Annotated in this window: 18 protein-coding genes; 8 read left to right on the forward strand and 10 right to left on the reverse strand. The window is 57.4% G+C overall.

All coding sequences use genetic code 11. The annotated features are described in order from the left end of the window. The first annotated feature begins 68 nt into the window (after positions 1–68). Positions 69–680: a hypothetical protein gene (locus ACUZ9P_RS01605; protein WP_449248378.1), complete on the forward strand. Its 612-nt coding sequence runs from the start codon at positions 69–71 to the stop codon at positions 678–680. A gap of 165 nt (positions 681–845) precedes the next feature. Here ACUZ9P_RS01605 and ACUZ9P_RS01610 read toward each other — a convergent pair whose 3' ends face one another. Together ACUZ9P_RS01610 and ACUZ9P_RS01615 are read right to left on the reverse strand one after the other, a co-directional pair. Next, on the reverse strand, positions 846–1733 hold the full coding sequence (locus ACUZ9P_RS01610; RefSeq protein ID WP_449248379.1) for a DMT family transporter: 888 nt from the start codon (positions 1731–1733) through the stop codon (positions 846–848). A 112-nt stretch (positions 1734–1845) separates the two neighbouring features. Further along, the gene (locus tag ACUZ9P_RS01615) at positions 1846–2436 is read right to left on the reverse strand and encodes a TrmH family RNA methyltransferase (protein ID WP_298994558.1); all 591 of its coding nucleotides are present in this window, start codon (positions 2434–2436) and stop codon (positions 1846–1848) included. A 180-nt stretch (positions 2437–2616) separates the two neighbouring features. Between ACUZ9P_RS01615 and ACUZ9P_RS01620 the strand changes: the two genes are divergently transcribed. Beyond that, positions 2617–4071, forward strand: a complete 1455-nt coding sequence (locus tag ACUZ9P_RS01620; protein WP_449248380.1) for a sodium:proton antiporter — start codon at positions 2617–2619, stop codon at positions 4069–4071. A gap of 313 nt (positions 4072–4384) precedes the next feature. On the opposite strand, the gene ACUZ9P_RS01625 is transcribed toward ACUZ9P_RS01620, so the two are convergent. Together ACUZ9P_RS01625 and ACUZ9P_RS01630 are read right to left on the reverse strand one after the other, a co-directional pair. Beyond that, positions 4385–5776 (reverse strand): radical SAM protein, encoded by a 1392-nt coding sequence (locus tag ACUZ9P_RS01625; protein ID WP_449248381.1) that lies wholly within the window; start codon positions 5774–5776, stop codon positions 4385–4387. Between the two features lie 258 nt (positions 5777–6034). Next, entirely contained in the window at positions 6035–6181 is a 147-nt protein-coding gene (locus tag ACUZ9P_RS01630; protein ID WP_449248382.1) for a hypothetical protein, read from the reverse strand. Here ACUZ9P_RS01630 and ACUZ9P_RS01635 point away from each other — a divergent pair. Both ACUZ9P_RS01635 and ald read left to right on the forward strand, forming a co-directional pair. After that, positions 6180–7250: a BMP family lipoprotein gene (locus tag ACUZ9P_RS01635; RefSeq protein WP_449248383.1), complete on the forward strand. Its 1071-nt coding sequence runs from the start codon at positions 6180–6182 to the stop codon at positions 7248–7250. The genes ACUZ9P_RS01630 and ACUZ9P_RS01635 overlap by 2 nt on opposite strands. A gap of 186 nt (positions 7251–7436) precedes the next feature. Continuing rightward, positions 7437–8555: an alanine dehydrogenase gene (ald, locus tag ACUZ9P_RS01640; protein WP_449250222.1), complete on the forward strand. Its 1119-nt coding sequence runs from the start codon at positions 7437–7439 to the stop codon at positions 8553–8555. 119 nt (positions 8556–8674) lie between these two features. Here ald and ACUZ9P_RS01645 read toward each other — a convergent pair whose 3' ends face one another. The 4 genes from ACUZ9P_RS01645 to ACUZ9P_RS01660 all read right to left on the reverse strand — a co-directional run bounded on the left by ACUZ9P_RS01645 (position 8675) and on the right by ACUZ9P_RS01660 (position 13355). Beyond that, entirely contained in the window at positions 8675–9673 is a 999-nt protein-coding gene (locus ACUZ9P_RS01645) for a bifunctional methionine sulfoxide reductase B/A protein (protein ID WP_449248384.1), read from the reverse strand. Positions 9674–9947: 274 nt separating this feature from the next. Then, positions 9948–10934, reverse strand: a complete 987-nt coding sequence (gene galE / locus ACUZ9P_RS01650) for a UDP-glucose 4-epimerase GalE (protein WP_449248385.1) — start codon at positions 10932–10934, stop codon at positions 9948–9950. A gap of 248 nt (positions 10935–11182) precedes the next feature. Continuing rightward, the gene (locus ACUZ9P_RS01655) at positions 11183–11629 is read right to left on the reverse strand and encodes a flavodoxin (RefSeq protein ID WP_298994539.1); all 447 of its coding nucleotides are present in this window, start codon (positions 11627–11629) and stop codon (positions 11183–11185) included. A 298-nt stretch (positions 11630–11927) separates the two neighbouring features. Next, positions 11928–13355: a radical SAM protein gene (locus tag ACUZ9P_RS01660; protein ID WP_449248386.1), complete on the reverse strand. Its 1428-nt coding sequence runs from the start codon at positions 13353–13355 to the stop codon at positions 11928–11930. Between the two features lie 83 nt (positions 13356–13438). Here ACUZ9P_RS01660 and ACUZ9P_RS01665 point away from each other — a divergent pair, with 83 nt between their 5' ends. Next, on the forward strand, positions 13439–13822 hold the full coding sequence (locus tag ACUZ9P_RS01665; protein WP_298994530.1) for a hypothetical protein: 384 nt from the start codon (positions 13439–13441) through the stop codon (positions 13820–13822). A 46-nt stretch (positions 13823–13868) separates the two neighbouring features. Here ACUZ9P_RS01665 and ACUZ9P_RS01670 read toward each other — a convergent pair whose 3' ends face one another. Further along, entirely contained in the window at positions 13869–14921 is a 1053-nt protein-coding gene (locus ACUZ9P_RS01670) for a glycosyltransferase family protein (protein WP_449248387.1), read from the reverse strand. 145 nt (positions 14922–15066) lie between these two features. On the opposite strand from ACUZ9P_RS01670, the gene ACUZ9P_RS01675 reads away from it, so the two are divergent. From ACUZ9P_RS01675 to ACUZ9P_RS01685, 3 genes are all read left to right on the forward strand, one after another. Next, the gene (locus ACUZ9P_RS01675; RefSeq protein WP_449248388.1) at positions 15067–18525 is read left to right on the forward strand and encodes a hypothetical protein; all 3459 of its coding nucleotides are present in this window, start codon (positions 15067–15069) and stop codon (positions 18523–18525) included. A 133-nt stretch (positions 18526–18658) separates the two neighbouring features. Next, the gene (locus ACUZ9P_RS01680) at positions 18659–19330 is read left to right on the forward strand and encodes an adenylate kinase (RefSeq protein ID WP_298994517.1); all 672 of its coding nucleotides are present in this window, start codon (positions 18659–18661) and stop codon (positions 19328–19330) included. A 532-nt stretch (positions 19331–19862) separates the two neighbouring features. Continuing rightward, complete coding sequence (locus ACUZ9P_RS01685) at positions 19863–22106, forward strand: sensor domain-containing diguanylate cyclase (RefSeq protein WP_449248389.1); 2244 nt, start codon at positions 19863–19865, stop codon at positions 22104–22106. A gap of 96 nt (positions 22107–22202) precedes the next feature. Here ACUZ9P_RS01685 and ACUZ9P_RS01690 read toward each other — a convergent pair whose 3' ends face one another. After that, positions 22203–23390, reverse strand: coding sequence for a serine hydrolase domain-containing protein (locus ACUZ9P_RS01690; protein WP_449248390.1), 1188 nt, complete (start codon positions 23388–23390; stop codon positions 22203–22205). Between the last annotated feature and the right edge of the window lie 5 nt (positions 23391–23395).

Below are 23395 nucleotides of genomic sequence, written 5' to 3' on the forward strand. Positions count from 1 at the left end.
TGCTGAAAGCGGTATAAAAATTTTTACAGCACGTCTGTTTCTGCAACCATCTGTCTGCGGGAGGATGTATGCCGCGTCATATACACTGTTTACTGATTGTTCTGTTGCTTGCCGCACTGTCGGATTCTGTGCAGGCCGCCGAAAGCGAAGTCACTGCCCGCAGTATCTTTGCACTGTTGCCCGAAAGTATTTTTGAAAACACTCCTGAAGGTCTGAGTCCGCTGGAAAAGCAGAAACTGCTTTCTGCCGGGCATTCGGAATTTTGGGAGATCGCCGGAGAAACGGAGGACGTTCTGGTGTTCGCCTCCATGCCGTTCAGGGATACAGCCGTTGCCCTGCGCCTGTTCCGCAACGCTGCGGACGGCTCCGTGCTCGCCGCGTTCGGCACCTTGGGCGGCGCTGTGTGTACCCTTGAGTTGTGGCGGGTTGACGCCTCTGGACGCGCCGTGCCTGTGGACACCCCGCAAGAACCGGACATAAGCACCTTTTTTGCCCCGGGGCGCAAAATGCCGCCCGATGTTCAGGCTACAGTCATGATCTGCCTTGGCCTCGGCGGTCTCAAGGCGCAGCCCATGTTCTGGACCAGTACGGGCATGGCCCATGTTCCGGTAGACAATGATGTAAGTTTTCAGTGGAATGGCAAAAGTTTTGACAAGCTGGTGCAGCCGCAGGTTGATTAGCGGCTCGACATAAAAATCAGGGTTGGGTTCCCGCAAGGGAAAGGCCCGTTTCTGCCGGAAAATATCCAGCGGAAACGGGCCTTGATTTTGTGTAAAAAGTCAGCGTGACGGCAACAGCTACATGGCTATTTTATTCTCTCACTTTGTCAGAAGGCAAAAGCGCAATTAGCCCCTCCTGCCCGCAAGGCTGAACAGCACCAAAGCCCCCATGATGATCGCTCCCCCCGCAAAGGTGGAGGCCTCAGGCAGGCCGCCTGTCACCGCAAAATCAAGCAGCATGGACAAAAAGGGCGTCAGGAACATGTAGTTGGTCACAAGGCTTGTGCGCGGGGCAAGGGCAAGAGCTTTTGTCCAGAGCAGATAGGCAGCCGCGCTGGGGAAAATCCCCAGAAAGAGCGCAAGCCAGAGCGCGCTGGCGGGCGCAGCCTGTACCTGGGCCACGGTTTGCGGCAGGCAGTACAGCAAAAAGAGCGTACCCGCAAAAAAACTCCAGGCCGCGATTTCCATGGATCCGTAGTGCCGCGACAATGTGCGCTGCGTAATATTGTACAGGCTTATGAGCACTGCGGCCACCAGCACCCAGCCCATGCCGGGAGCCAGCATAAATCCGCGCCCGCCGCCGTTCATCACCACTACGCCGCCAAATGCCAGCGCAAGCGCAAGCCAGCGCAGCACGGGCAAACGCTCGCTGAAGAACAGGCGTGCCAGCGCCGCCGTCAGAATGGGTGCTGTGGAAATGACAATGCAGTTGGTGGTGGGATTAAGGGTGATGGAACCCTCATTGAAGGCCAGCAGATACAGCGTGAAACCGCTCAGCCCTGACGCCGCAAACAGGGGCAGATGTCGGGCAGAGGGTACAAAAAATCCCCCGCGCCCTCTGCCCCTTGCCAGCAGAACGCCAACAAAGGCCAGCGACGCCACAGCGCACCGCACAAGGCCCAGCGGGCCTGGCGTAAAAAATGCCAGCGCAACCTTGGTGTACACATAGGCGGTTGACCACAGCACAACGGTGGCAAAGGCATAGGCCTGACAGATCAGCGCGGGATTGTTCATGACTATTCATTGGCGAATAGTTACATGCGGCGAAAGCCCGAAGTATCGCCCGCATACGCCGCGCGGGCGGCCCGGGCTTTCGTGGCCGGATATCGGCCAGTTCGGGCTATCTCTATTTTTCCAGCCACTCCCCAAGACGGGTTGCGAGAGTTGCCTCATCAAAGCGCGGGGTGGCGTACATGCCTGCGGCCTCGCGCTGGCGGGCTGCTTCTGCAAGAATAATGGCCGAAGCCACAGACACGTTGAAGCTCTGGATCATGCCGTACATGGGTATGTACAGCTCGCCATCGGCGGCGGCCAGCAGTTCCGGCTCAACGCCGCTATGCTCGTTGCCCATAATCACTGCCGTGGGGCGGGTAAAATCCCATTCCCGCATGGGGCGGGCCTTTTCTGTAAACGAAGTGGCAAGCACCTGCATGCCCTGACCGCGCAGGTCGGCAAGCATGTCTTCGCTGGTTTTATGGCGCACGCTTTCCACCCACTTGCGTGCAGAAGCAGAGGTCTTGCGCCCCAGCGCGGGAAAAGCCGTATTGGTGTAATACAGGTGCACACGGCTGACGCCAAAAGCATCGCACGAGCGATAAATGGCCGAAACGTTGTGCGGGTCGTGAATATTGGCAAGCACCAGCGTAAGGTCCGGCTGGCGGTGACTCAGCACTTCCAGAAAGCGGGCCTTACGCCGTGCCGTAGGTTCTTTGGGCATGGCTGATTCCTTACACATTGTAATTGATTGCTGCCCTTGTGTGGCAGAAAACGGCCTTTCAGGCAAGTGCGCCGATCTGCCGGGATGGACGGGCAATGCCAATTAGGGTATATTCAACACACTAGTCTTGGCCTATTTTCCTTATTGGCCTGCAATCCATTCACTTTTTTCAGGAGCAACATGAATCTACTCCGCCTCTCTGCATATGCTCTGAGCGCACTGCTGCTTACTCCCTACACGGCTCTTGCCGCCGCCGACCATCTTACAGTTCCCGGCACCCTCTCCGCATGGTGGATCATCCCTTTTGCGGGCATGCTGCTTTCCATAGCCATATTGCCTCTGACCGCCCATATTTTCTGGGAACATCACCGGGGCAAGATTTCCATTTTCTGGGCGCTCACCTTTCTTGTCCCATGCCTTGCGGCCTATGGCCCAGGCGTGACCTTCTATGAATTCTGCCACATCATCCTGCTGGATTACGTGCCTTTCCTTGTACTTCTTTTTTCGCTGTACACGGTTGCGGGCGGGGTACGCCTTAAAGGCTCCCTCACAGGCACTCCACCAGTGAATTTGGGAATTCTCGCCATAGGAACCGTGCTGGCAAGCTGGATGGGCACCACAGGAGCCGCCATGCTGCTCGTACGCCCGTTGCTGCGGGCCAATGCGCACCGCAAGTACCGCGTGCATTCTGTGGTATTTTTCATTTTTCTGGTGGCAAACATCGGCGGTTCCCTCTCGCCCCTGGGCGATCCGCCGCTGTTTCTGGGTTTTTTGAAGGGCGTGGACTTTTTCTGGACTACCTCGCACCTGTTTTTGAAAACCCTGAGCCTGTCCACGGCCCTGCTGGCAATCTATTTTGTTCTGGACATGGTGCTTTATAACAAGGAAGGCCGCCCCGTACCGCCGACCAGCCCTGCTGACGGCGCGCCCGCGAAGCTGGGGCAGGTAATGTCCAAGGAAAAACTCGGACTGGACGGCAAGATCAACCTGCTGTTTCTGCTGGGCGTGGTGACTGCCGTGCTGCTTTCCGGTCTGTTCCCGCTGGGAACAATCGCCACGGTGGGTGGGGTGCCGCTGGAAGCGCAAAATGTGCTGCGCGATGCCGCCTTGCTCTTCCTGGCGTGGCTTTCCATGCGCTATACCAGCCGCAGATGCCGTGAATTGAACGGCTTTACATGGGGGCCCATTGAAGAAGTGGCTCAACTGTTCTTTGGTATTTTTGTCAGCATGATTCCGGCCATGGCCATTCTCAAGGCAGGAACCTCCGGCGCGCTGGCCCCGCTGGTGGAGCTGGTCTCGCGCGATGGGCAGCCGGTTAATGCCATGTACTTCTGGCTGACGGGCATTCTTTCCAGTTTTCTAGATAACGCCCCTACATACATGGTCTTTTTCAACACAGCGGGCGGTGATGCGCAAACGCTCATGCACCATATGCCCGAAACTCTGGCGGCCATTTCCGCTGGCGCGGTCTTTATGGGCGCATGCAGCTACATAGGCAACGCGCCCAACTTTATGGTGCGGGCCATTGCGGAAGATCAGGGCGTACGTATGCCCGGATTTTTCGGCTACATTCTGTGGTCGCTCGGCATTCTTGTGCCGCTGTTTGCTCTGCTGACCTGGTTTTTCTTTACTTAGGCGGCGGGGCTGTTCGGGGCTGAGCTGTCTGCTGACACAACCTGACAACGCCAACACGCAAAAAGGCGGGCTTTATGCCCGACTGATACTGATCAAACGCCGCTTTGCGGCATTTGCGCCGCCAGGGTCAGCAAAGCCGCCGGGCGGAATACACGGAAACCAGTCGCTCATCGGTGCGGCAAAGCCGCAACCGGCTCCTGATTTCCGATTGTGTTGACGCTGTCAACACGCAAAAAGGCGGGCTTTACGCCCGCCTTTTTGCGTTAACAACAGAGTACGCTTGCCGTTGAGGGTTTTATCTGCAAGCGCTCTGTTAGATGAATTCGTCAATGCGGCCAGCGCGCACCTTGGTCAGCAACCTTTTGGCCGCGCCAAGCTCACCCGTGGTCATCCTGTCCATTTTTTCGGCCAACAGCTGTTCGCCAATCATGCGCGTGTAGGGCGTGGCGTAGTGCAGCAGAAATTCCAGGAACGACGCGGCAGAGTTGGGGCCGCACTGGTTTTTCATGCCGCATTCGCGCACCATGGAAAGGAACTCTTCGCCCGTGCGACCCAGCCGGGGGCAGGCCGCGCAAAATGACGGTAGATGGCGGGCTTCTTCCAGCAAAAAACGCACCACTTCATCCACATGGCAGTCTTCGCCAATGGGGAAGGGAACCTTGTGCTCGGGATTGTCAATCCAGTTGCCGTAGGGGTTGGCAACGCTGCCTGTGAGCAGTTGCGAAGCGCCCGCGCTACAGCCATCGCGCCACAGGCCCGCAGGTTCCTTGGTGGTCAGGATGATGCCAGCGTAGGGAACCGCCAGCCGGGCAATTGCCACACAGCGCAGGTAGTCGGCATCGCTTACGGGATGGGGCGTTTGCATGTTGCTGCCGGGGGCGCAACGCATGCGGTGCAGGCTCAGGGTGCGGCAGCCTGTGTCATAGGCCCGCAGCAAATGCGCCTGATGCTGCACGATACCCAGCAGATCATACTGCCAGGGGCCAAGGCCCAGCATCAGGCCACCGCCCACGTCCGGCACACCCGCCTGAAAGGCAACATCTGCGGCGTTCAGCCGGGCGTAGTAATCACTCTTGGGGCCAGAGATGTGGGCCGCGCGATAACTGGCCTCGTGGTAGGTGTCCTGATAGATCAGCACGGTTCCCACATACGATTCCAGCAGGGCGGCATACTCGTGCGATTCCAGAGCGCCCACGTTCACGTTGACGCTGTGCACTTCGCCCACGCCGTCAAAGGCTGTGTACAGGATGCTGATGGCCTCGGCCAGATATTCAATATCGGCATTGGGCAACTGCCCGCTGACAAGGAAAATACGTTTGTGCCCCTGACGGATAAGCTTGAGGGCTGCCTCGCGCATTTCAGGCGAGGTCATGTACTTGCGCTCAACGGCCTTGTTGCTTTTGCGATTGGCGCAGTACAGGCATTCGCTGCCGCAGTGGTTGGAGATGTGCAGGGGCGCGGAAAGCACAATGCGGTCGCCGTAAACCTTTTGCTTGACTTCATCGGCGGCTGCCATAATGCGGCCAACGCCCACGCCGTCCTGCACACGCATGAGGGCGACCGTTTCCGCCATGGACAGCGGCTGCAATTCGAGCGACTTGTTGAGGATATCCCGAAGCTCTGCGGCGTCAGGTGCTGTTTCCCTTTCCAGAGCTGTGCCAATGGCCTGGGCATCAAACCAGCGGGGCTGTGCATCAACAGACATGGGAACCTTCCTTGCAATAATTTTCAATAATTTCAGCAGAATTATCGCAATAACAATCCTGCGCTTCATGTTACTTTGTTCACAAGCAACACGTTATTTATTTCACATTCGCAAGTCAAGATGTGTACGCCAAGTTGTTTGATTAATCAAACTATAAATTTTGCTGACAACAACAAAATAAGTTAAATTAAACTGGATGGATATAATTTGCGGTGTTCAACCTCATTAAAAAATTAAACACATAAAAAAAATTTGTATTTATTTGCGCAGAGCCTGCCAGCAGATGTCCTTGCGCCGCAAAAGCCACAGCGATATATTGCGCATGGCGAAAAAGGCGTGGTCTGCCTGCCAAAAACCCCAAAAAAAGCTCCCGCTGCCCGCACATTCACTCCAAGGAAAATCCATGTTCCCACTCCGCCCCGTGCCCCTTATGCTGACACTTCTGCTCTTCCTTTGCCTTGGCTTTTCTCAGCCCGCCCATTGCGCTGGTGCCGAAAAGCCGCAAGGCCCCTTGCGCGTGGCCCTGTTGCTTGAAACACCCACGGGCGACAACGACTGGAACGACAGCCTTGTTGACGGCCTGAGGCAGGCCGAGCGCGAGCTGGGCATAAAGGCCTCTGTGATCACCGCCCAGCCGGGCTACGACGAGGCGGCGCTTCAGGAGATGCTCCGCACGGCTGCGGGCAACAATGATCTTGTGCTGGTGGCCTCCAACGGCCTGCACGAAGTGCTGCGCAACAACGCCGCAAACTTTCGCCGCACCATGTTTGGCTGCATTGATGCCGGCATCCGCGCGCCCAATATAATGTCCGTTACCTTTGCCGATGAGCAGGCTGCCTATCTTGCCGGGGCGGCTGCGGCCATGCTTGCGCGCCAGACCGCCATGCCCGGCATAAGCGGACGCAAGATTATTGGCTGGATAACGGGTGAGGACTGCCCCGCCATGCGCTCCCTGCTGGGAGGATTCACCGAGGGCGCGCGTGTGATTGATCCTGAAGTGCGTGTCATCAACGTGGTTACAGGCTCATTCGCCAATGCGGAGGCTGGCCGCGCCGCAGCGAAAAACCTGCTCGATCAGGGAGCGGACATCCTGGTGCTGGCAAGCGGCATGGGCAATGGCCCTGCCTTGCAGGAGGTTAAAGCGCGCAACGCTTATGCCGTGGGCCTGAACACCGACAAGGACAACCTGCTGCCCGGCCATGTGCTCACCTCCATCCTCAAGCACCCCAACAAGGCCGTGTACGACATCATAGCCGCTACGGCATCCGGCCACTTTGCAGGCAAGGAAATCCTCGTACGCGACCTGCAAAACGGCGGTGTGGACATTACCCCCATGGAGCCTTTCAAGGCTGCGGCTGGCAAAAATCTTCCCCCGGATATGGATCGCCGTCTGCGCGAACTGCGGGGCGAAATCCTCAACGGCGGCATCCGGCTCAAATCATTGCGGGAACGCACCTTGTGCGATTGCCTGTAAGAAGACACCGCAAAACATCGCAATTTTATTGCTGATAAACGGGAAAAAATATACGGTTTCATATCGGGCGGATCAGGCCGCCCGCAAGGCGTCATCCCCCCTGCGCCCCAGACCATGGAAGAAGCATGCCCCCGCGTGACCGGCATTGCCGGTTTCGCCACAACCATAAGCTTGCGAGGACTATCCATGATTATTGGCGTCACCAAGGAGATCAAGGCCGATGAATACCGCGTGGGCATCACGCCCGCCGGGGTCAAGACGCTCACTGACCACGGGCACAAGGTTCTGGTAGAAAGCGGCGCAGGGCTTGGCAGCCGCATTGGCGATGACGAATTTGCCAAGGCTGGCGCGAGTCTGCTGCCAGTGGGCGATGTGTGGGCCAAGGCTGAAATGATCATGAAGGTCAAGGAGCCACTGCCCAGCGAATACAAATATTTTCGCCCCGGTTTGCTGCTCTTTACCTACCTGCACCTTGCGGCGGACAAGGAACTCACCGACGCCCTGCTCAATTCCGGGGTGGTGGGCCTTGCCTACGAAACCGTGCAGCCCAAGGACCGCAGCCTGCCGCTGCTGGCCCCCATGTCTGAAGTCGCTGGCCGCATGGCCGTGCAGATGGGTTCCTATATCCTGACTAAACAGGCAGGCGGCGCGGGTATGCTGCTGGGCGGCGTGGCTGGCGTGCAGCGCGCCAGGGTCGCCATTGTGGGCGGCGGCACCGTGGGTACGGAAGCCGCCAAGATGGCCATGGGCCTTGGCGCGGAAGTTACCATTCTGGACAACAATCTGAACCGCCTGCGCTATCTGGGCGACATTTTCTCTTCCCGCGTCCAGACCCTTGCTTCCAATGAATACAATATTGCCGGGGCTGTTCAGGAGTCCGACCTTGTTATCGGCTCCGTGCTTATTCCCGGCGCCATGGCCCCGAAACTGGTGACAGAAGCCATGATCAAAACCATGCGCCCCGGCAGCGTGGTGGTGGACGTGGCCATTGACCAGGGCGGTTCGTTTGAAACCACGGCGGGCAGGCCCACAACCCACCACGAACCCACCTATGAAAAGCACGGCGTCATCCACTATGCCGTTGCCAACATTCCCGGGGCCGTGCCGGTCACGTCAACCTATGCCTTGACCAACGCGACCCTGCCCTTTGCCGTGGAGCTGGCGGACAAAGGCTGGAAGAGCGCCTGCCGCGAAAATATCGCCCTTGAACGCGGCCTCAATACGGTGGATGGGCAGTGCACCTTTGCTGGCGTGGCCGAAGCCTTTGGCCTGCCCTGCGCCTCCACTGCCCAGATTCTGCGGTAGCTGCAAAGATTCAAAAAAATTCAGGCCCGTTTCAGGGAGAGCAAACGCTCCGCCACCTGAAACGGGCCTGTCTGCGTGCAGCAGGCGAAAATAGCGGGCCGCTGCCCTCACCAAACCTTTTACTTAACCGGGGTTCCATCCACCCGTTGCGAAAAGCGCGGCACAGACATGTGGCACACGCCCCGCCCTGTGCGGCGGGCAAAATCCTGATGGTAAGCCTCGGCCTCATAAAAAGGCCCTGCGGGCGCAATCTGCGTAACCACCTTGTAGCCAAGCTCCCGCAGGCGCGCCACCAGCTTTTCGACCACAGCCTTTTGCTCCGCGCCCTGATAAAAGACCGCCGAGCGATACTGCTCGCCCCAGTCTGGCCCCTGCCTGTTGAGCTGGGTGGGATCGTGAATTTCAAAAAAGCGGCGCAAAATCTGCTCGTAACTCACGCGCGAGGGGTCATATCGCACCAGCACGGCCTCCGCATGGCCTGTATCTCCCCGGCACACATCCTCATACGTAGGATTGGCCGTATGACCGCCAGTGTAACCCGATACAGCCTCGCACACGCCCGGTATTTTCTGAAAAGCGTCTTCCACTCCCCAGAAGCAGCCGCCAGCCACAATGGCTGTGGCCGTGCATCCTCCAGTGGCAGCAGTCTGCCCTGAAGCCCCGGTAGCCGCCAGCGGAGCGCCCCCGGCAGCGGAGGTTTCCTTTTTGGCAGCCAGCCGCGCCAGAGCCGCTTTTTCCGCATCGCTGCCCGCAGGGGCAAAACTCATGGACAGCGAATTGACGCAATGGCGCGTGTTTTTTTCTGTAAATCCTTCACCTTCAAACACATGCCCCAGATGCCCACCGCAGTTGGCGCAGAGGATCTCAACCCTGCGGCCATCGGCATCGGGCACACGGCGCACTGCGCCGGGCACAGCCGTATCAAAGCTGGGCCAGCCGCAGCCTGATTCGAACTTGTCGTCCGAATGGTAGAGCGGCATGCCGCACTGGCGGCAGATATAGGTGCCCGCCTCGTGACTATCGACATACTTGCCCGTATAGGGCGGCTCTGTGGCCTTGCGCAACAGCACGTCCGCCTCCTGGCCTGAAAGCGGCGGCATGGGATACGTATTTTGCATCGAAACCTCCGGAGCTGTAGGCGAAGCTCCAAAGACCGCCAACGGCAGACCCGGCAGCAGAGCCAACAGCATGAATGTGCAAAAAAGGAGACAACTCGTTCGTCCTAATCTGGGCATGGGTTCCTCCCGGCGCAGGCAGCGCATACGTTTTACATAAGCACGAGGGCGATCATGTCGAGGGGGATGTACGGTCTGCCCTTCCGGCACACCGTACAAAAAAGCGCCCATCCACAGAGCGGACAGGCGCAAGACAGTTGCAGCGCAAACCGGCGTGTTATTCGGCAAAACCTTCTGGATTGCGCGAGTGCCAGTTCCAGGCCGAGGCGATGATGCTGTCTATATCAGCGCGGGCTGTCCAGCCCAGCACCTCGGCGGCGCGCTGGGCGGAGGCCACCAGCCGCGCCGGATCGCCGGGGCGGCGAGCGCCGATGCTGACGGCGATGTCGCGCCCGGTCACACGGCGCGCAGCTTCCACCATCTGCCGCACAGAAAATCCCGTGCCGTTGCCCAGGTTGCACACTTCGCTGCCGCCCCCGCCACGCAGGTAATCCACGGCGCGCAGGTGCGCGTCGACCAGCTCCATCACATCCAGATAATCGCGAATGCAGGTGCCGTCCGGCGTGGGATAATCATCGCCAAAAATGGTGACATGGGGTCTTTTGCCCAGCGGCACCTGAAGGATGATGGGGATAAGGTGACTTTCCGGCCTGTGATCCTCGCCAATAAGGCCCTGAGGCCATGCGCCAGCCACGTTGAAATAGCGCAGGATAACAGAACGTATGCCGTGCGCCCTGCCCACCCAGTGCATCATGCGCTCCATGGCGAGCTTGCTTTCGCCATAGGGATTGGTGGGACGCAGAGGCGCGTGTTCAGGAATGGGAACGACATCAGGTTCGCCATAGACCGAAGCCGTGGACGAAAACACGATCTTGTCCACCCCGTGTCGCGCCATGGCTTCAAGCAGCACCATCATGCCATGCATGTTGTTCTGAAAATATTTGAGCGGCTGCTCCATGCTCTCGCCCACCAGGGAGCAGGCGGCAAAGTGCATCACGGCCTCAATGGGCTGTTCTGAAAATACGGCATCAAGCAATGCCGGATCACGCATGTCGCCGGAATAAAGGCGCACATCCTGCGGAACGGAACCACGATGGCCCGTAAGAAAATTGTCAAGCACCACAGGCGTTTCGCCGCGCTCCAAAAGGGCGCGCACATTGTGGGAACCGATATATCCGGCACCGCCGCAAACCAGAATTGCCATGAACTCCTCGCTTGTCCGCTACGTTTCGCTCTTGCGAACAATAATTCTGCACTCGACGTAAGGGTTTGGCAAGAGGCGCAATGTTTTGTCTGCGCACCGGTACAGCCTGAGCACGAAAAACGGAGAACGCTGCACGATGAACGCAAAGAAAAAAGCCCGCTGGCTTCAGGGCAGACATGACACTGACCTGAAACACAGCGGGCCCATATGACGCAGCCGAAAGGCTTAACGCCGTGCGCAGCAAACTTTTACAGTTGCTTGAGCACATCCTCGGCGAACGAGGCCACGGCTTCGGGGTCGTTGGAGGCATCGCCTTCCATCTTGAGCCCGTCTGCAATGATGGTCGCGCCCAGTTCCTTGGCGCGCTCTTCAATGGCAGGCACCGCGCCGCAAAAATGTTCGTATTCCTGATCGCCTGAAGCAAATGCGGCTACCTTGCGGCCAGCCAGCCCGATGCGGTCAAATTCCTCAAACAGGGACAAAAAGTCGTCCTGCATTTCCAGATCTTCCATGCCCCAGGCCGAGCAGCCAAACAGCACGGCATCGTAGCCGTCAGCCAGATTTTCTGCCGAGGCATCCGCCGCGTTAAGCAGCTTGACTTCGTGCCCGCCAGCAGCAATCAGTTCTTCAAGCTTCTGGGCGATGCTTTCCGTATTGCCAGTGCTGGAACCAAAAACAATCAGTACCTTACTCATGACATTCTCCTTCGTTGCGTCATATTTAAAAATGAAATTCATTTTCTAAATGGATAGGGATGTTCGATTCTCCTGTCAAGGGAAAGAATCACCAAGACTTTTTTTGCTGCATCCCTGCCGTCTGTGCCCGCTGATTTTCGGGCAGATTGCGCGGGAATCACACCCTGCGCAACATCACCTCAGCACTGCCAGCAGGAAAAAACTGTGATATCGGTCACAAAAATTAAAAAAGGCGAAAAAAAAACGGAGCCCCGCACAACTCGCAGGGCTCCGAAAATGTAACCGTCAAATATGCTAATTATTCGCTGTCTGATCCGTTGCGCAAGTCCTCTTCCGCCCCGGCGTCCAGACCATCTTCTATTGCCGCCTCTCTGGCGCGCGGGGCTGGCATGGTCCATTCGCCCGGCATGGGCGCGGCAAGTTCGGCCTTTGCACCCAGATAGGGGTTAAAATAGCCATAGCGCAGCCAGGGGCAGAGCTTCTTGAGGCGCTTCATGAACGATGTCAGCCCCATGCTGGGCGAGAGTTCCAGTTTCTGCTGCCCCTCGCCGCCGCTCATGAGTTTGAAGTACCATTCGGGATCAATATTGAGGTTGCGCCACTGGATCATGCTCACGCCGTTTTCGCCCACCAGACGCGCCAGAGCGTCCAGTTCTTCTTCCGTATCCGTAACGCCGGGGAAGACCAACAGATTCAACGAAACCCATATGCCACGGCTGCGGGCCTCGCGAATGGAGGTGCGCACATCGTCAAAGGAATAGCCGGATGGCCTGTAATAGCGTTCATAGAGGCCGCTCCGTGCGCTGTTCAGGCTCACGCGCATGCTGGTCAGCCCGGCTTCGGCAAGGCGGATCACAGCCTCGGGCCGGGAGGCGTTGGTATTGCAGTTGACAGTGCCTGGGCCTTCGCCCGCGCGGAACTGGCGCACGCTCTCCACCAGCAGATCAGGATTCATAAGCGGATCGCCCTCGCAGCCTTGCCCAAAAGAATAAATGGGCGTGCGGGTTTCGCGCCCGGAATGGACACGCATGACCTCGGCCAGCTCTTCCGGGCTGGGCGTAAAGGCAAGGCGGCACTGCGGCGTTGACTGAATGGGCGAATCCTTTTCCTGCGCGGAAATACAGCCAATACAGCTGGCATTGCAGGCGCGGGACGACGGCAACGGAGCCTCGTAACGGCCCAGAGCAAAGTTGCGGGCCGCAGGGCAATCGTAGCGCGCCACGCAGTTATCCATAATATGCCGGATAAGCCTGTTATTGGGGTAATCGCGCAGCAGGGCGCGGGCACCCAGTTCAATACGGCCACGCGGAATATTGCTGAAAATCTGCCGGGGTTCGGTATCCACCCGGCGGGCGCAGATATAGAACCGCCCTCTGGCGAACCCCACGGCCCCATAGGCAAACAATGGCAACATGGGCGCGTTTTCGCCGCTTTCATAGGCAGGATGGGCCGAAAGCGTGTAGCCGGGTGCGGCAAAGGCCGCTACGGCAAGCTGGGCCTCGCCCTCAGGGGGCGCGATGCGCCCGGTTTCGGGATCAAGGCCCACGGCCTGACGCCCTGGCAGCAGAAAGAATTCACTTTCTTCCGGCAGGGGAATCAGTTCATCCGGGCGCGGCAGCCCCCACTGTGCGCCGCGCCGACAAACCATGAGCAGATCGGGATCATCATAGATATTGCCGCGCTCGTCTGCCATTACAAGATGCGGTTCAATGTGTTGCGCGGCCATAAAAGCTCCTTGCCCAAGAAGTGTTGAACGTATATAAAAACTGCTGGCCGGGCCTTCCCGGCTTGTATTTTTGGAGGCCTGCCATGTTTTCCATCATGCTTTTCATTTTTTTGTGCTTCTTCGGAATACTGGCTGTGCTGTACCACATGCTGCGCAGCCAGGAAAAACTTTGCAGATCGCTGCATGAAGAACACGCCCAGATGCGTGTATTGCTGCGCTCTATGGAATCGCGCCTTGACGCGCTGGACGTGACGGAACCAGCCGATGCAGCATTCTCCCCCAGGGGAGCCGCCCATCTTGCGCCCCGCCCTGCCCCGCAGCCAGCGCAAGACCCTCTGCTGCATCTGAGTTTTGATGAACCCGCCCAGAACGTCAGCAGCGCGCCCGACGTAGACCCGGCGCTGGATCTACATTTTGACCCGGCTGTGGGTATTCCCGCTTCTTCAGGAAGAAACAGCAGGAATTAAAGCTCATCAACGTTGAGAATACCCATTCTCAACGTTTTTTTAATGCTCATCCCCGCCCTGTCAGCCCGAATTCTCCCTTGGCAGCCGCCAGATAGGCCTCGCTCAACCCGGTACTGCGCAACTCCTCGGCCCAATGCAGATAGGGCAAACGCAGGCAATCCTTGCGGATGGCTACTGCCCGGCCCCTGCGGCGCGCAACGCACTGCGGGTCGCTGGTCAGGAGGGCGCGCACTTTGTCGCTGAAAGCTCTTGCGCGGTGCACCGCCCTATGGCCTCCGTCTATGCAGGCCAGCGCGGCCTGCCCCATGCGCGCAGCAACATCCGGGTGCTCAAGCAGATAGCGCACCTGCGCCACGGCCTCGCCAGCAGCGGTTGCAGCATCCACAATGCTGCCATTGTCTGCCGTATCCGCCCCATAGCAGAGCATGTGCTCGCCCTCGGCAAAAATATCCGTCAGCCCATGCCCAATGCGCGGGGTCACAAGGCAACTGCCGCAGCCCAAGGCCTCAAAAACCCGAAAGTTCAGGTCGCCGTGCTCGCAGTGGTTCAGCACCACCCGCGCCCTTGCGTATAAATGGCGGTAGGAGCCGGTTACAATCTGCAATTCCGGCAATCCGCTACGGCACTTATCCAGAAAGGCCGTGCGGCACGGCAGATTGGCATTGACCGTGCCCACAAACACGCAGTCCATATCCTTGGCAGTCTGCGGCTCGGGCGCATCCTGAGCCCAGGCAAAGGCGGGAGACCACCACACCCGATCTGCGGGCAGATATGCCCCTGCAAAACGCGGCAAATGATCGCGCAAAGACGCAATGCAGACATCAAAAGCCTGAGCGTAATACGGTTGCCACGAATGGATGTGAGAATCCACGCTGTAGAACACAGTGAGGCACGGAAAATCCTCTACGCCAAGCACATAGGGAGCGCGGCTTTTGTCGGCCACTACCAGCACGTCTGGCTCAAAACCCGCAATACGCACCAGATCATGCCAGCCAAACACGGCGGCATGCTCAAAATTGTGCCGGGCCACAGCATCCCAGCCGCAGGAAGAAAGGGCATCGCTGAAAAAAGGACTGCCTATCCACAAAAGCCGCTTCATGCGCCCCCGGCAACAGTAATGTGGTTCTGCGCTAACTGCGCACAGTGCTTGGCATCTCATGCCTGGCAGTTGCCAACAGGCCCGATTTGCAATAGGTTCAAAACCTAGCCTTGACGCCCCAAGGCGTCAAGACGCGAGAATGCACATGCTGCTCAACCCTGGCCGACTTCGTCTTATAACGCGCATTTTTCTGGCGCTTCTGTTAACCCTGTCGGCTATGTCGGCAGCGGTCTTTTGGCTATTGCAACGCAATCCCGAGGCGCTGGCCCAGCATTATATTGAACAGATTGCCGCCAGCACCGGCCTGAATATTACCGTTGAATCGGTCAATGTGGCCCTTTTGCCGCTGCCCTCCCTGGCTGTCAGCAATGCCCGAGTGGAGGGCAAGAACTTTAATTTTACCGTTGCCTACGCCACACTCCGGCCCGACTTTCTGGCGCTGCTGCGCGGCGAACTGCTGCCCCGCAATATCACCCTGCTGCGCCCCCGCCTCAAGGGCGAACTGCCCGTGGCGCTCAGCCTGCCCTTTCTGCTCCCTGAAAATGCCGAAACCGCTCAGCCTGTTGCAGCTCAGGCCGCGCCAGTAAATAGCGGAACACCTCAAAAAACCTCCCCAAAATCCGCCCCTCAGCCTGCCGCATCCACAGCGGCAAAGGGCAACACTCCACCGGCACAGGATGCAACGATCCCAGCCGTAACCGATGCGGAGGTTCCCTCGCAAAGCGTTGCCGCGCAAGAGTCCCCTGCGCAGAATTCCATACAGTCGTGGCTGTCCCGGCTTGCCGGGGACAGCACTGGAAGCGCGGCCCTGTTGCCGGGCATTTTGCCGGGTCGGTTCAGACTGGCTGTTTCACAGGGCGAAGTGGACATCATCGGCGCGGACAAAACGCAAATGACGGCCAACGGACTGCAATGCGACCTGGAAACCGCCTCGGGCACACGCCTTGAGGGCAACTTTTTTTGCGCCACAGCGATTCTTCAGCCAGAAGGTCAAACGCCAGCCAAGGTTGAGCACCTCAATCTGGAAGGCAAGACAGACCTCTCGGCCCCCCTGGCAAAAACGCCGCAACTGGCGGTCAAGGGCACAATACAGCTGCCCAACTGGCTGGCCCGCCTCAACTTTGCTCTGGGGCTCAAGGCTGATGCCAATGGCTGGAGCCTGACCAGCGACCTTGAAGGCGAACTGCGCAAGGATGAAGTGCTGCTGCCTGCCCACGTGACCGGCACCGTGGCCCAACGCAACAAGGAAGATCAGGGCATCAGCCTTGAAAACCTGCGCCTGCGGCTTGAGCAGGACGATGTGAACGTCAACGGCATGCTGCGCTTGGGCGGGCCAGACACATTCAGTATTGAAGGCCGCCTGCAGTTGCAGCGCGCAAGCCTGACGGAATGGCTGGGCTTTGCCCGTAATCTGGCGCCCGGTCTTCAAGTGGCACTGGACGAAGTAACCCTGGGCACCCTTGATTTTTCTGTGGACGGCAGGGGGCTGCGCGTTCCGCATATTGACGTAACCGCCGCAGGCAGCCGCTTTTTGGGTTCCGGCGGCGTTGCGAGCTGGGCCAGGCCTGAACTGCTGCTGGATCTCAAAGCCGAAACTGTGAATCTGGGGCGTGCCATTCCCGAATCGGTGGGTGTATTGCCTGCCGAACCGAGGTACGGGCACGGGCCGCTCACTCCCATGCCCGGCAAACCGGTTGTGCCCGGCGAAATCGGTCTTGATTACAACATCCGACTGGCTGCAACCCGGGTGAACTACGGCCCCATTGTCATCAACGACGCGCTGGTCGTCATCAAGCAGGGGCTGGTCGACCAGGTCACCCACTTTGAAGACACGCTGCTGATTGTTGACGGCACTCTATACGGCGGCAGCGTCAAGGGCGACACCATCATGGGCGGTCACCCGGATACCCCCTACGCCATCCGCCTGCACATGCGTGACGTTAACGGCGAAAATCTGGCAAAAGACCTCCCGGTCATGCCCGTGAGCGGCGGCAAGCTGCGCGGTGATGTGGACGTCATGAGCCAGGGGCGGGAGCTGGATGTTTTTCTAGGCAAGTTGCGCGGCACGGTAAGCGCCCGGGCCGAAAAAGGCCAGTTGCGCCCGCCGAACAATATTCCCGGCAAGGCCTCCCCCGGCGCTGTGGGCTTTAAAACGCTTGATGTGAGTCTTAAAGCCCGCATGGCGGCCTGGGAGCAAAGCCGTCTGGGCCTTGAAGGCCAGTGGACCGCTACCATTGCCGATGAAGGTATTGACGCCAGCGTGGACCTCAACGGCAGGCTCTGGTTCAGCGGCGATGGACAGGGCGGCGGCAACATGGATTTTCAAAACCTGCCCGGCACCATCAGCCTGAGCCTCAGCCCTGGGAAATCCTTCCAGCCGGAGGGCCTGCAAGCACAGATCAGCGGCAAATTCAGCTGTCAGGCGGCGCGCAACCAGCTTTCGGCCGCAGACATGCACGTGAACGCCCTTGGGGCGGACATTTCCGGGTCAGGACAACTGGGCATGGGCAAGGACGGCATGGTCTGGCAAGGCAAGGTCTCCGCCTTTATCCCGGACAGCACAAAAACACTGCGCCTGCTGGGCGCTGCCAACCCCAATGTGCCCCAACCCCTGCGCCGGATCGAGCTGGACACCGCCTTCAAGGGCGACAGCGGATCCCTGGCGCTGTCTGAGTTCCGCGCCAAGGTGGATCAAAACGATATTTCAGGCAGTATCAGCCTTGACTGGCGCAAGGAGCTGGCCCTGCGGTTCAAACTCTCCGCTCCGCAAATTGATCTTGACCGCTACGTGGGCGACAAGGCCGCCGGGCAGGCAGATGGCGGCAAAAGCAAAAAAAAGGCCGAGAGCAAACCGTGGGATCTGCGCTTCATGCGCTCATTTTCCGCTGAGGGCGAAGCGCACGTTGGTCAGCTCACCCTGTGGAAACTGCGCACCGATGACCTGCGCCTTAAAGCCAAGATAGAGAACGGAACCCTGCGCTATGAAAGCCAGGGCGGCAAATTTTATGGCTCGCCCGTGTCTGCACATGGTGAAATGCGCTTCAACAAAGGGCTGGGATTTGCCAATGCCCTTTCTATCGAGGGCTTTGACCTTGCCGCAGCAAGCAAGGATCGCGGCGGCAGCGCTGCACTTGGTGGACGCGCGAGCATAAGCTCCGAGGTTGACGCGGAACTGACAGGGGCAAACCAGTTGCCCGCACGTCTGAACGGCAAATGGCGCTTCAACGTTCATAATGGCTTTTACCAGTCACGCGACAAAGACGGCCAGCTCAAGGGCAAACCCACCCGCTTTGATGCTGCGGGCAGCTCCGGTGCGATCACCAACGGCATTGCAAAAAGTGGTGATTTTTATCTCAAGGGGCAGGATCTCACTGTTACCGGCGGCGGATGGATAGACCTCAACAACGAAACCCTTGACTGCAACTTTACTGTAAACATGAAGAATCTTCCAGAATTCCCCATGCGCCTTTACGGCAGCCTGGATAACAGCAAAACATCCATTGGCGCTGGCAAACTGCTGCTCAACACCATTGGCGGCATCACCCAGGGCTTTGTGGATGTGCTTGGCAGCGTGGTGGAAGGCACCTGGAAGCTCTTTCGGTAGGCAGCGGCCCGGGGGGCTGCAACATGTCGAGCATTCTTCCCAGCACCCGTTGACAGGGCCTATTTTAGGGGATAGGGTGCCAGTTGTGTTCTTTTTTGCACAAACTAACTCGGTTCCGGCAAGGAGAGTACCCGTGAATATCCTTATTTTTGGCCCCAACGGCAGCGGCAAAGGCACTCAGGGCGACCTGATCAAGCAGAAGTACAACCTCGCCCACATCGAATCCGGGGCCATCTTCCGTGAACACATCGGCGGCGGCACCGAGCTGGGCAAAAAAGCCAAAGCTTACATTGATCGCGGCGACCTCGTGCCCGATGACATCACCATTCCCATGGTGCTGGAAACCCTGAAGACCAAGGGTCAGCAGGGATGGCTGCTTGACGGCTTCCCCCGCAATACCGTGCAGGCCCAGAAGCTGTGGGACGCCCTTCAGAAAGAAGGCATGCAGCTTGACTACGTGGTTGAGATTCTTCTGCCCCGCGAAGTGGCCAAAAACCGCATCATGGGCCGCCGCCTCTGCAAGAATAACAACAACCACCCCAACAACATCTTTATTGACGCCATCAAGCCCACCGGCGATGTCTGCCGCGTCTGTGGCGGCGCGCTTTCCAGCCGCTCCGATGACCAGGACGAAGGTGCCATCAACAAGCGTCACGATATTTACTACAACACCACCGACGGCACCCTGGCCGCCGCGTACTTCTACAAAGACCTCGCTGGCGCTGGCAAAACCAAATACATCGAACTGAATGGCGAAGGCAGCATTGATTCCATCAAGGAAACCCTGCTCTCCAAGCTTGCCTAGTTAGCCATTCTACAGCCAAGAGCGCCTGCCTCGGCGGTCTGCCCAGGCAAATATTTTGCTGTAGGTTATGTATAGAAAAGGCCCTGCTTGTGCAGGGCCTTTTGCTGTTTTTACCAAGCTGACATGTGATTTTCGCACACGGGGCAGATCACATCACACCATTGCAACTGAGGCCTCAACAATATTTTAACTGTTAATCCATTATGTTATAATTCGTTACAAATAAACAACATTATCCAGACTATATATGTTGACAACATCTAGAAACCGCACGTAAACTCTAGAAAATATCACGACTACTGATGCTAATGGCACTTCCCAACGCATAACAGAAAAAGTACAGACAGAAGAATTTTTCCTTTCCCGGCTTTTAGCAGTGATACAGAGACTCCCCCGACACAGCTGGAGCGGCAGCAACTGATACTCAGCGGCTCTTTTGCAGCACCGTGCAGATACAAACTCCCGGGCAATGCCCAGGGGGTTCTTTCGTCTCAACGGCCTACCCTGGTTCAAACACCACGGATAATGAGACATGTCAGATATCTCCAAGCCTCTCATATCATTTGCCGTTCTTGTTCTCTTATTTCTTGCCCCCATTTTTTTTATTCATGATTACGCAAGCGATGTTACATCAAACATCTCTTCCACTACGCTTACGCGCCTCGCCGAAGTGAACGCCCGCGCGGGCAACAATTTTTATCAGGCTGTTCGCAGCAGCATGATGGAAATGAGCGGTATGACCAAGTATCTGGCCCAGCAGGAATACCGCGTCAGCAGGGAATACGTGCTCGGCCTTGCCCCCCTGTTTTACGCCCATGGCGTAAGGCGTTTCAGCATTGTTGATGCTGAAGGCAAGGGCTTTGACGGCGGAGGGGCGCAGACAGGCTACAGCAACGACCCGATCTTTTTACGCGCACGCCAGGGCTTGACCCATGTTGCCACCGCTGGCGGCACCACTAGCCCACGGGTTCTGATCATTGCCAATCCGCTGGTTGCCCACGGCAGTGTACAAGCGGTTCTTATCAGCGAATTCCCGGCAGAAGCCATTGAAACCAATATGGAAACGTGGGCGTTCAGCAACAACACCTACAACATGGTTTTTGACGATTCAGGCCAGCCTCTCTTTTGGTCGCCGCCCCCCGGCAAGGCCATGGATGACCTCTTTGCTTCGTTCACCGCATGCGGACTTCCCCCGAATGTTGCGGACATATTGCGGCAAAAATTTGCAGATGGCGCACAGCAGTCCGTGACTTTTTTTGATAAAGCCACGGGCCTTTTCATCGCCACTACGCCTGTTGAACGTTTTGGCTGGCGCATGGTTTCCTTTGTTCCGCAGCAAGCAGGCAATGCGGCAGCTTCAAAACAGTCGCTCATCACCAACGAGCTTGTCTGGCGGTTGATCATTCTGGCTGGCATAATCCTTACATTCCTGCTGTTGCTCGAGCGCAATTCCTCCCGCAAGCTGCGCCGCCAGCAGGAGGATTACCGCTCCATCATCACCAGCATGTCCGGCGGGGTGCTCAAGTTTTTCAGCCCTGACGGCATATTCCTTTTTGTCAGCCCCAATTATGTAAAAATGCTCGGCTTTACCGAGGCGGAATTTAAAAAAGCATACGGCAACAGTTTTTCTGCCACAGTGTATGAACAAGATCGTGAATCCACGCTGCGCACCATGCGCAAGCAGATGAAAAACAGCCAGCCCATAGATGTGGAATACCGCACCCGCAGCAAGAGCGGAGGCTTGATATGGCTGTACCACAAAGGATCTGTGGTCAACATTGAACACGGCCGATCGTACATACAAAGCATTGTCTTTGACATTACCCGCAACAAAGAAGCGGCGCTTTCCAAGCGCATATCCGATGAACGTTACCAGTTTATTCTGGAACAGCACGACATCAACATATTTGAACAAAATCTGGTCAACGGCTATTTTTCATGTTCGGCCCAATGGCTGCACACCTTCGGAGCTGTTTTCAATATCCTAGAGAACGACCCGGCCATCCCGCTGTTTCCTGACGATCAGGAACGCCTGGTGGCTTTTCAAAAAGAGGTGCGCCTTGCGCCGCACCAGCACAAATGCACCCTTGAGGCGCGGTTGCGTGATGCCGAAGGGGAATACCGCTGGTTTCGCATTGAGGCCTCCAACATTGCCAATACCCAGGGCTCCCCTATCTACTCCATTGGCATTATTACTGATATCGACAAGCAAAAATCTCTGGAGCTGCAATTACGCACCCAGGCCACGCGCGACAGCGGCACCGGCATGCGCAACAAGATGTCTACGGAGAAAGCCGTATCGCAATTTTTGGAAACGCACGAATCCCCCCTGCCGCAATTCTACGCCATGTTCATGGTTGATTTTGACAATTTCAAAGGCGTCAATGACCGTTTCGGCCATGCCATGGGCGACAAGGCCCTCTTTGACATGGCCCAGATCATCCGCCGCAATTTCCGTGGCGTGGACATTGTGGGACGCATCGGCGGCGATGAGTTTCTGGTTTTCTGTACAGAAAAGATGTCGCTGCTTGGCATACGCGAGCGCGCCCACGTACTTGTGGAACAACTGCACACCCAGTGCTGCGACCAGCACTCATGCCTCACCCTGACCGCCAGCGTTGGCGTGGCGTGCAGCCCACGGGACGGCACGACCTATGCCGAACTGTTCAATAAGGCAGACAAGGCCACCTATGCGGCCAAAAAACTGGGCAGAAACAGATGCGTGTTCTATAAAGAAATGACTGGCAATGCGCAGCAGGATGATCCTCAGCAATGAGGATTGTTGCCTGATACTCAAGGATGCGGCTGTTCTCTCGAACAGCCGCATCCTTGTTTCAAGCATTCGCAGGACAGATGCCCAGGTTAGCGCAGATCAACGTGCCGTTTCCGCACTCCGCTGCCTCATGGCCTGCAATATCTCCGCTCCCAGCGCTATGGCATGCGGAATGGCCTTTTCGTTATTCACGCTCACAGCAACGGCATAACCTGTCTGGCGGTCATAAAAATACGCCGATCCAAAGCCGGGGAATGATCCAAGCTTGCCTGTCAGATCAATACCGGATTCGTTAAATAAAAAGAGTGTGCAACCATCAAGTTCACTGCTGACATAGTGATTGTTCTTTGAGATGGATACGGCCTCCTTTCCATCAGGCAAAACCAGAGGCCTGAGAGGCAACGATTCAAGAACGTTGTTTTTCAGCACACGATCAAGATTTACAAGGCGCACCACATCATTCGGCGCGGCTTCAAGGTTGCCTGTGCCCTTGGCAATGGCAATACTGGCTGCCAGGGGCAGTTGCATTTCGCTCCCGTTAGAAGTGTAACCATTTGCCAAGCGGGGAACCACAGCTCCGTCCACTCCCACCAGCAGAGACTTCATGCCCAGCTTACCCACAAACATGTCGAGCACCTGCTCCCCGTAGGGGCGGCCCGTAATTTTTTCGGCAATGACAGCAAGCATGAGGAAACCGGTATTGCAATATTGCTGCCGCGTACCGGGCCGGAACAGAGGCGGCTGCTTTGCCGCCATAGCAATGAGCTCCTCTGCTGACCAGTAACGGACAAAATTTTGCTGTACCTGCGCAAGGGCAAGCATTTCCGGCATGCCCGACGTATGCTCCAGCAGATTGCGCACGGCAATATTCTTGCCGTTGGGATAGGTGGGGAAAAATCGACTTATGGGTGTGTTGTAGTCCAGCTTGCCCTCTTCAATGAGGCGATGGATAAGCGTAGCCGTAAAAACCTTGGTGACAGAACCTATTTTGAACCGCGAAGCTGTTGTCAGGGGGGTTGGGTTTTCCAGCGAGGCATTGCCAAAGGCGGCACACACGGGGGTGTCCTCCCCCTTGCGCAGCAAGGCGACAGAGAGTCCTGGAACCTCCGGCAATGCTGCTTTTTTTGCAGCCAGCGCCACTACCGTGCTGCGGATGCCGTCAGCTTCGCCAGTTTTTTTGCCAGCGCAGGCAACCAGCATGAGACACGCCATACCGAGGATGGCAGACAGACAAGCCACGCGGTGTGCTTGAGAAAACTGGGACGAAATAGCGCATCGGTAGATCATATATT

The sequence above is a fragment of the Desulfovibrio intestinivivus genome (genome assembly GCF_053570665.1).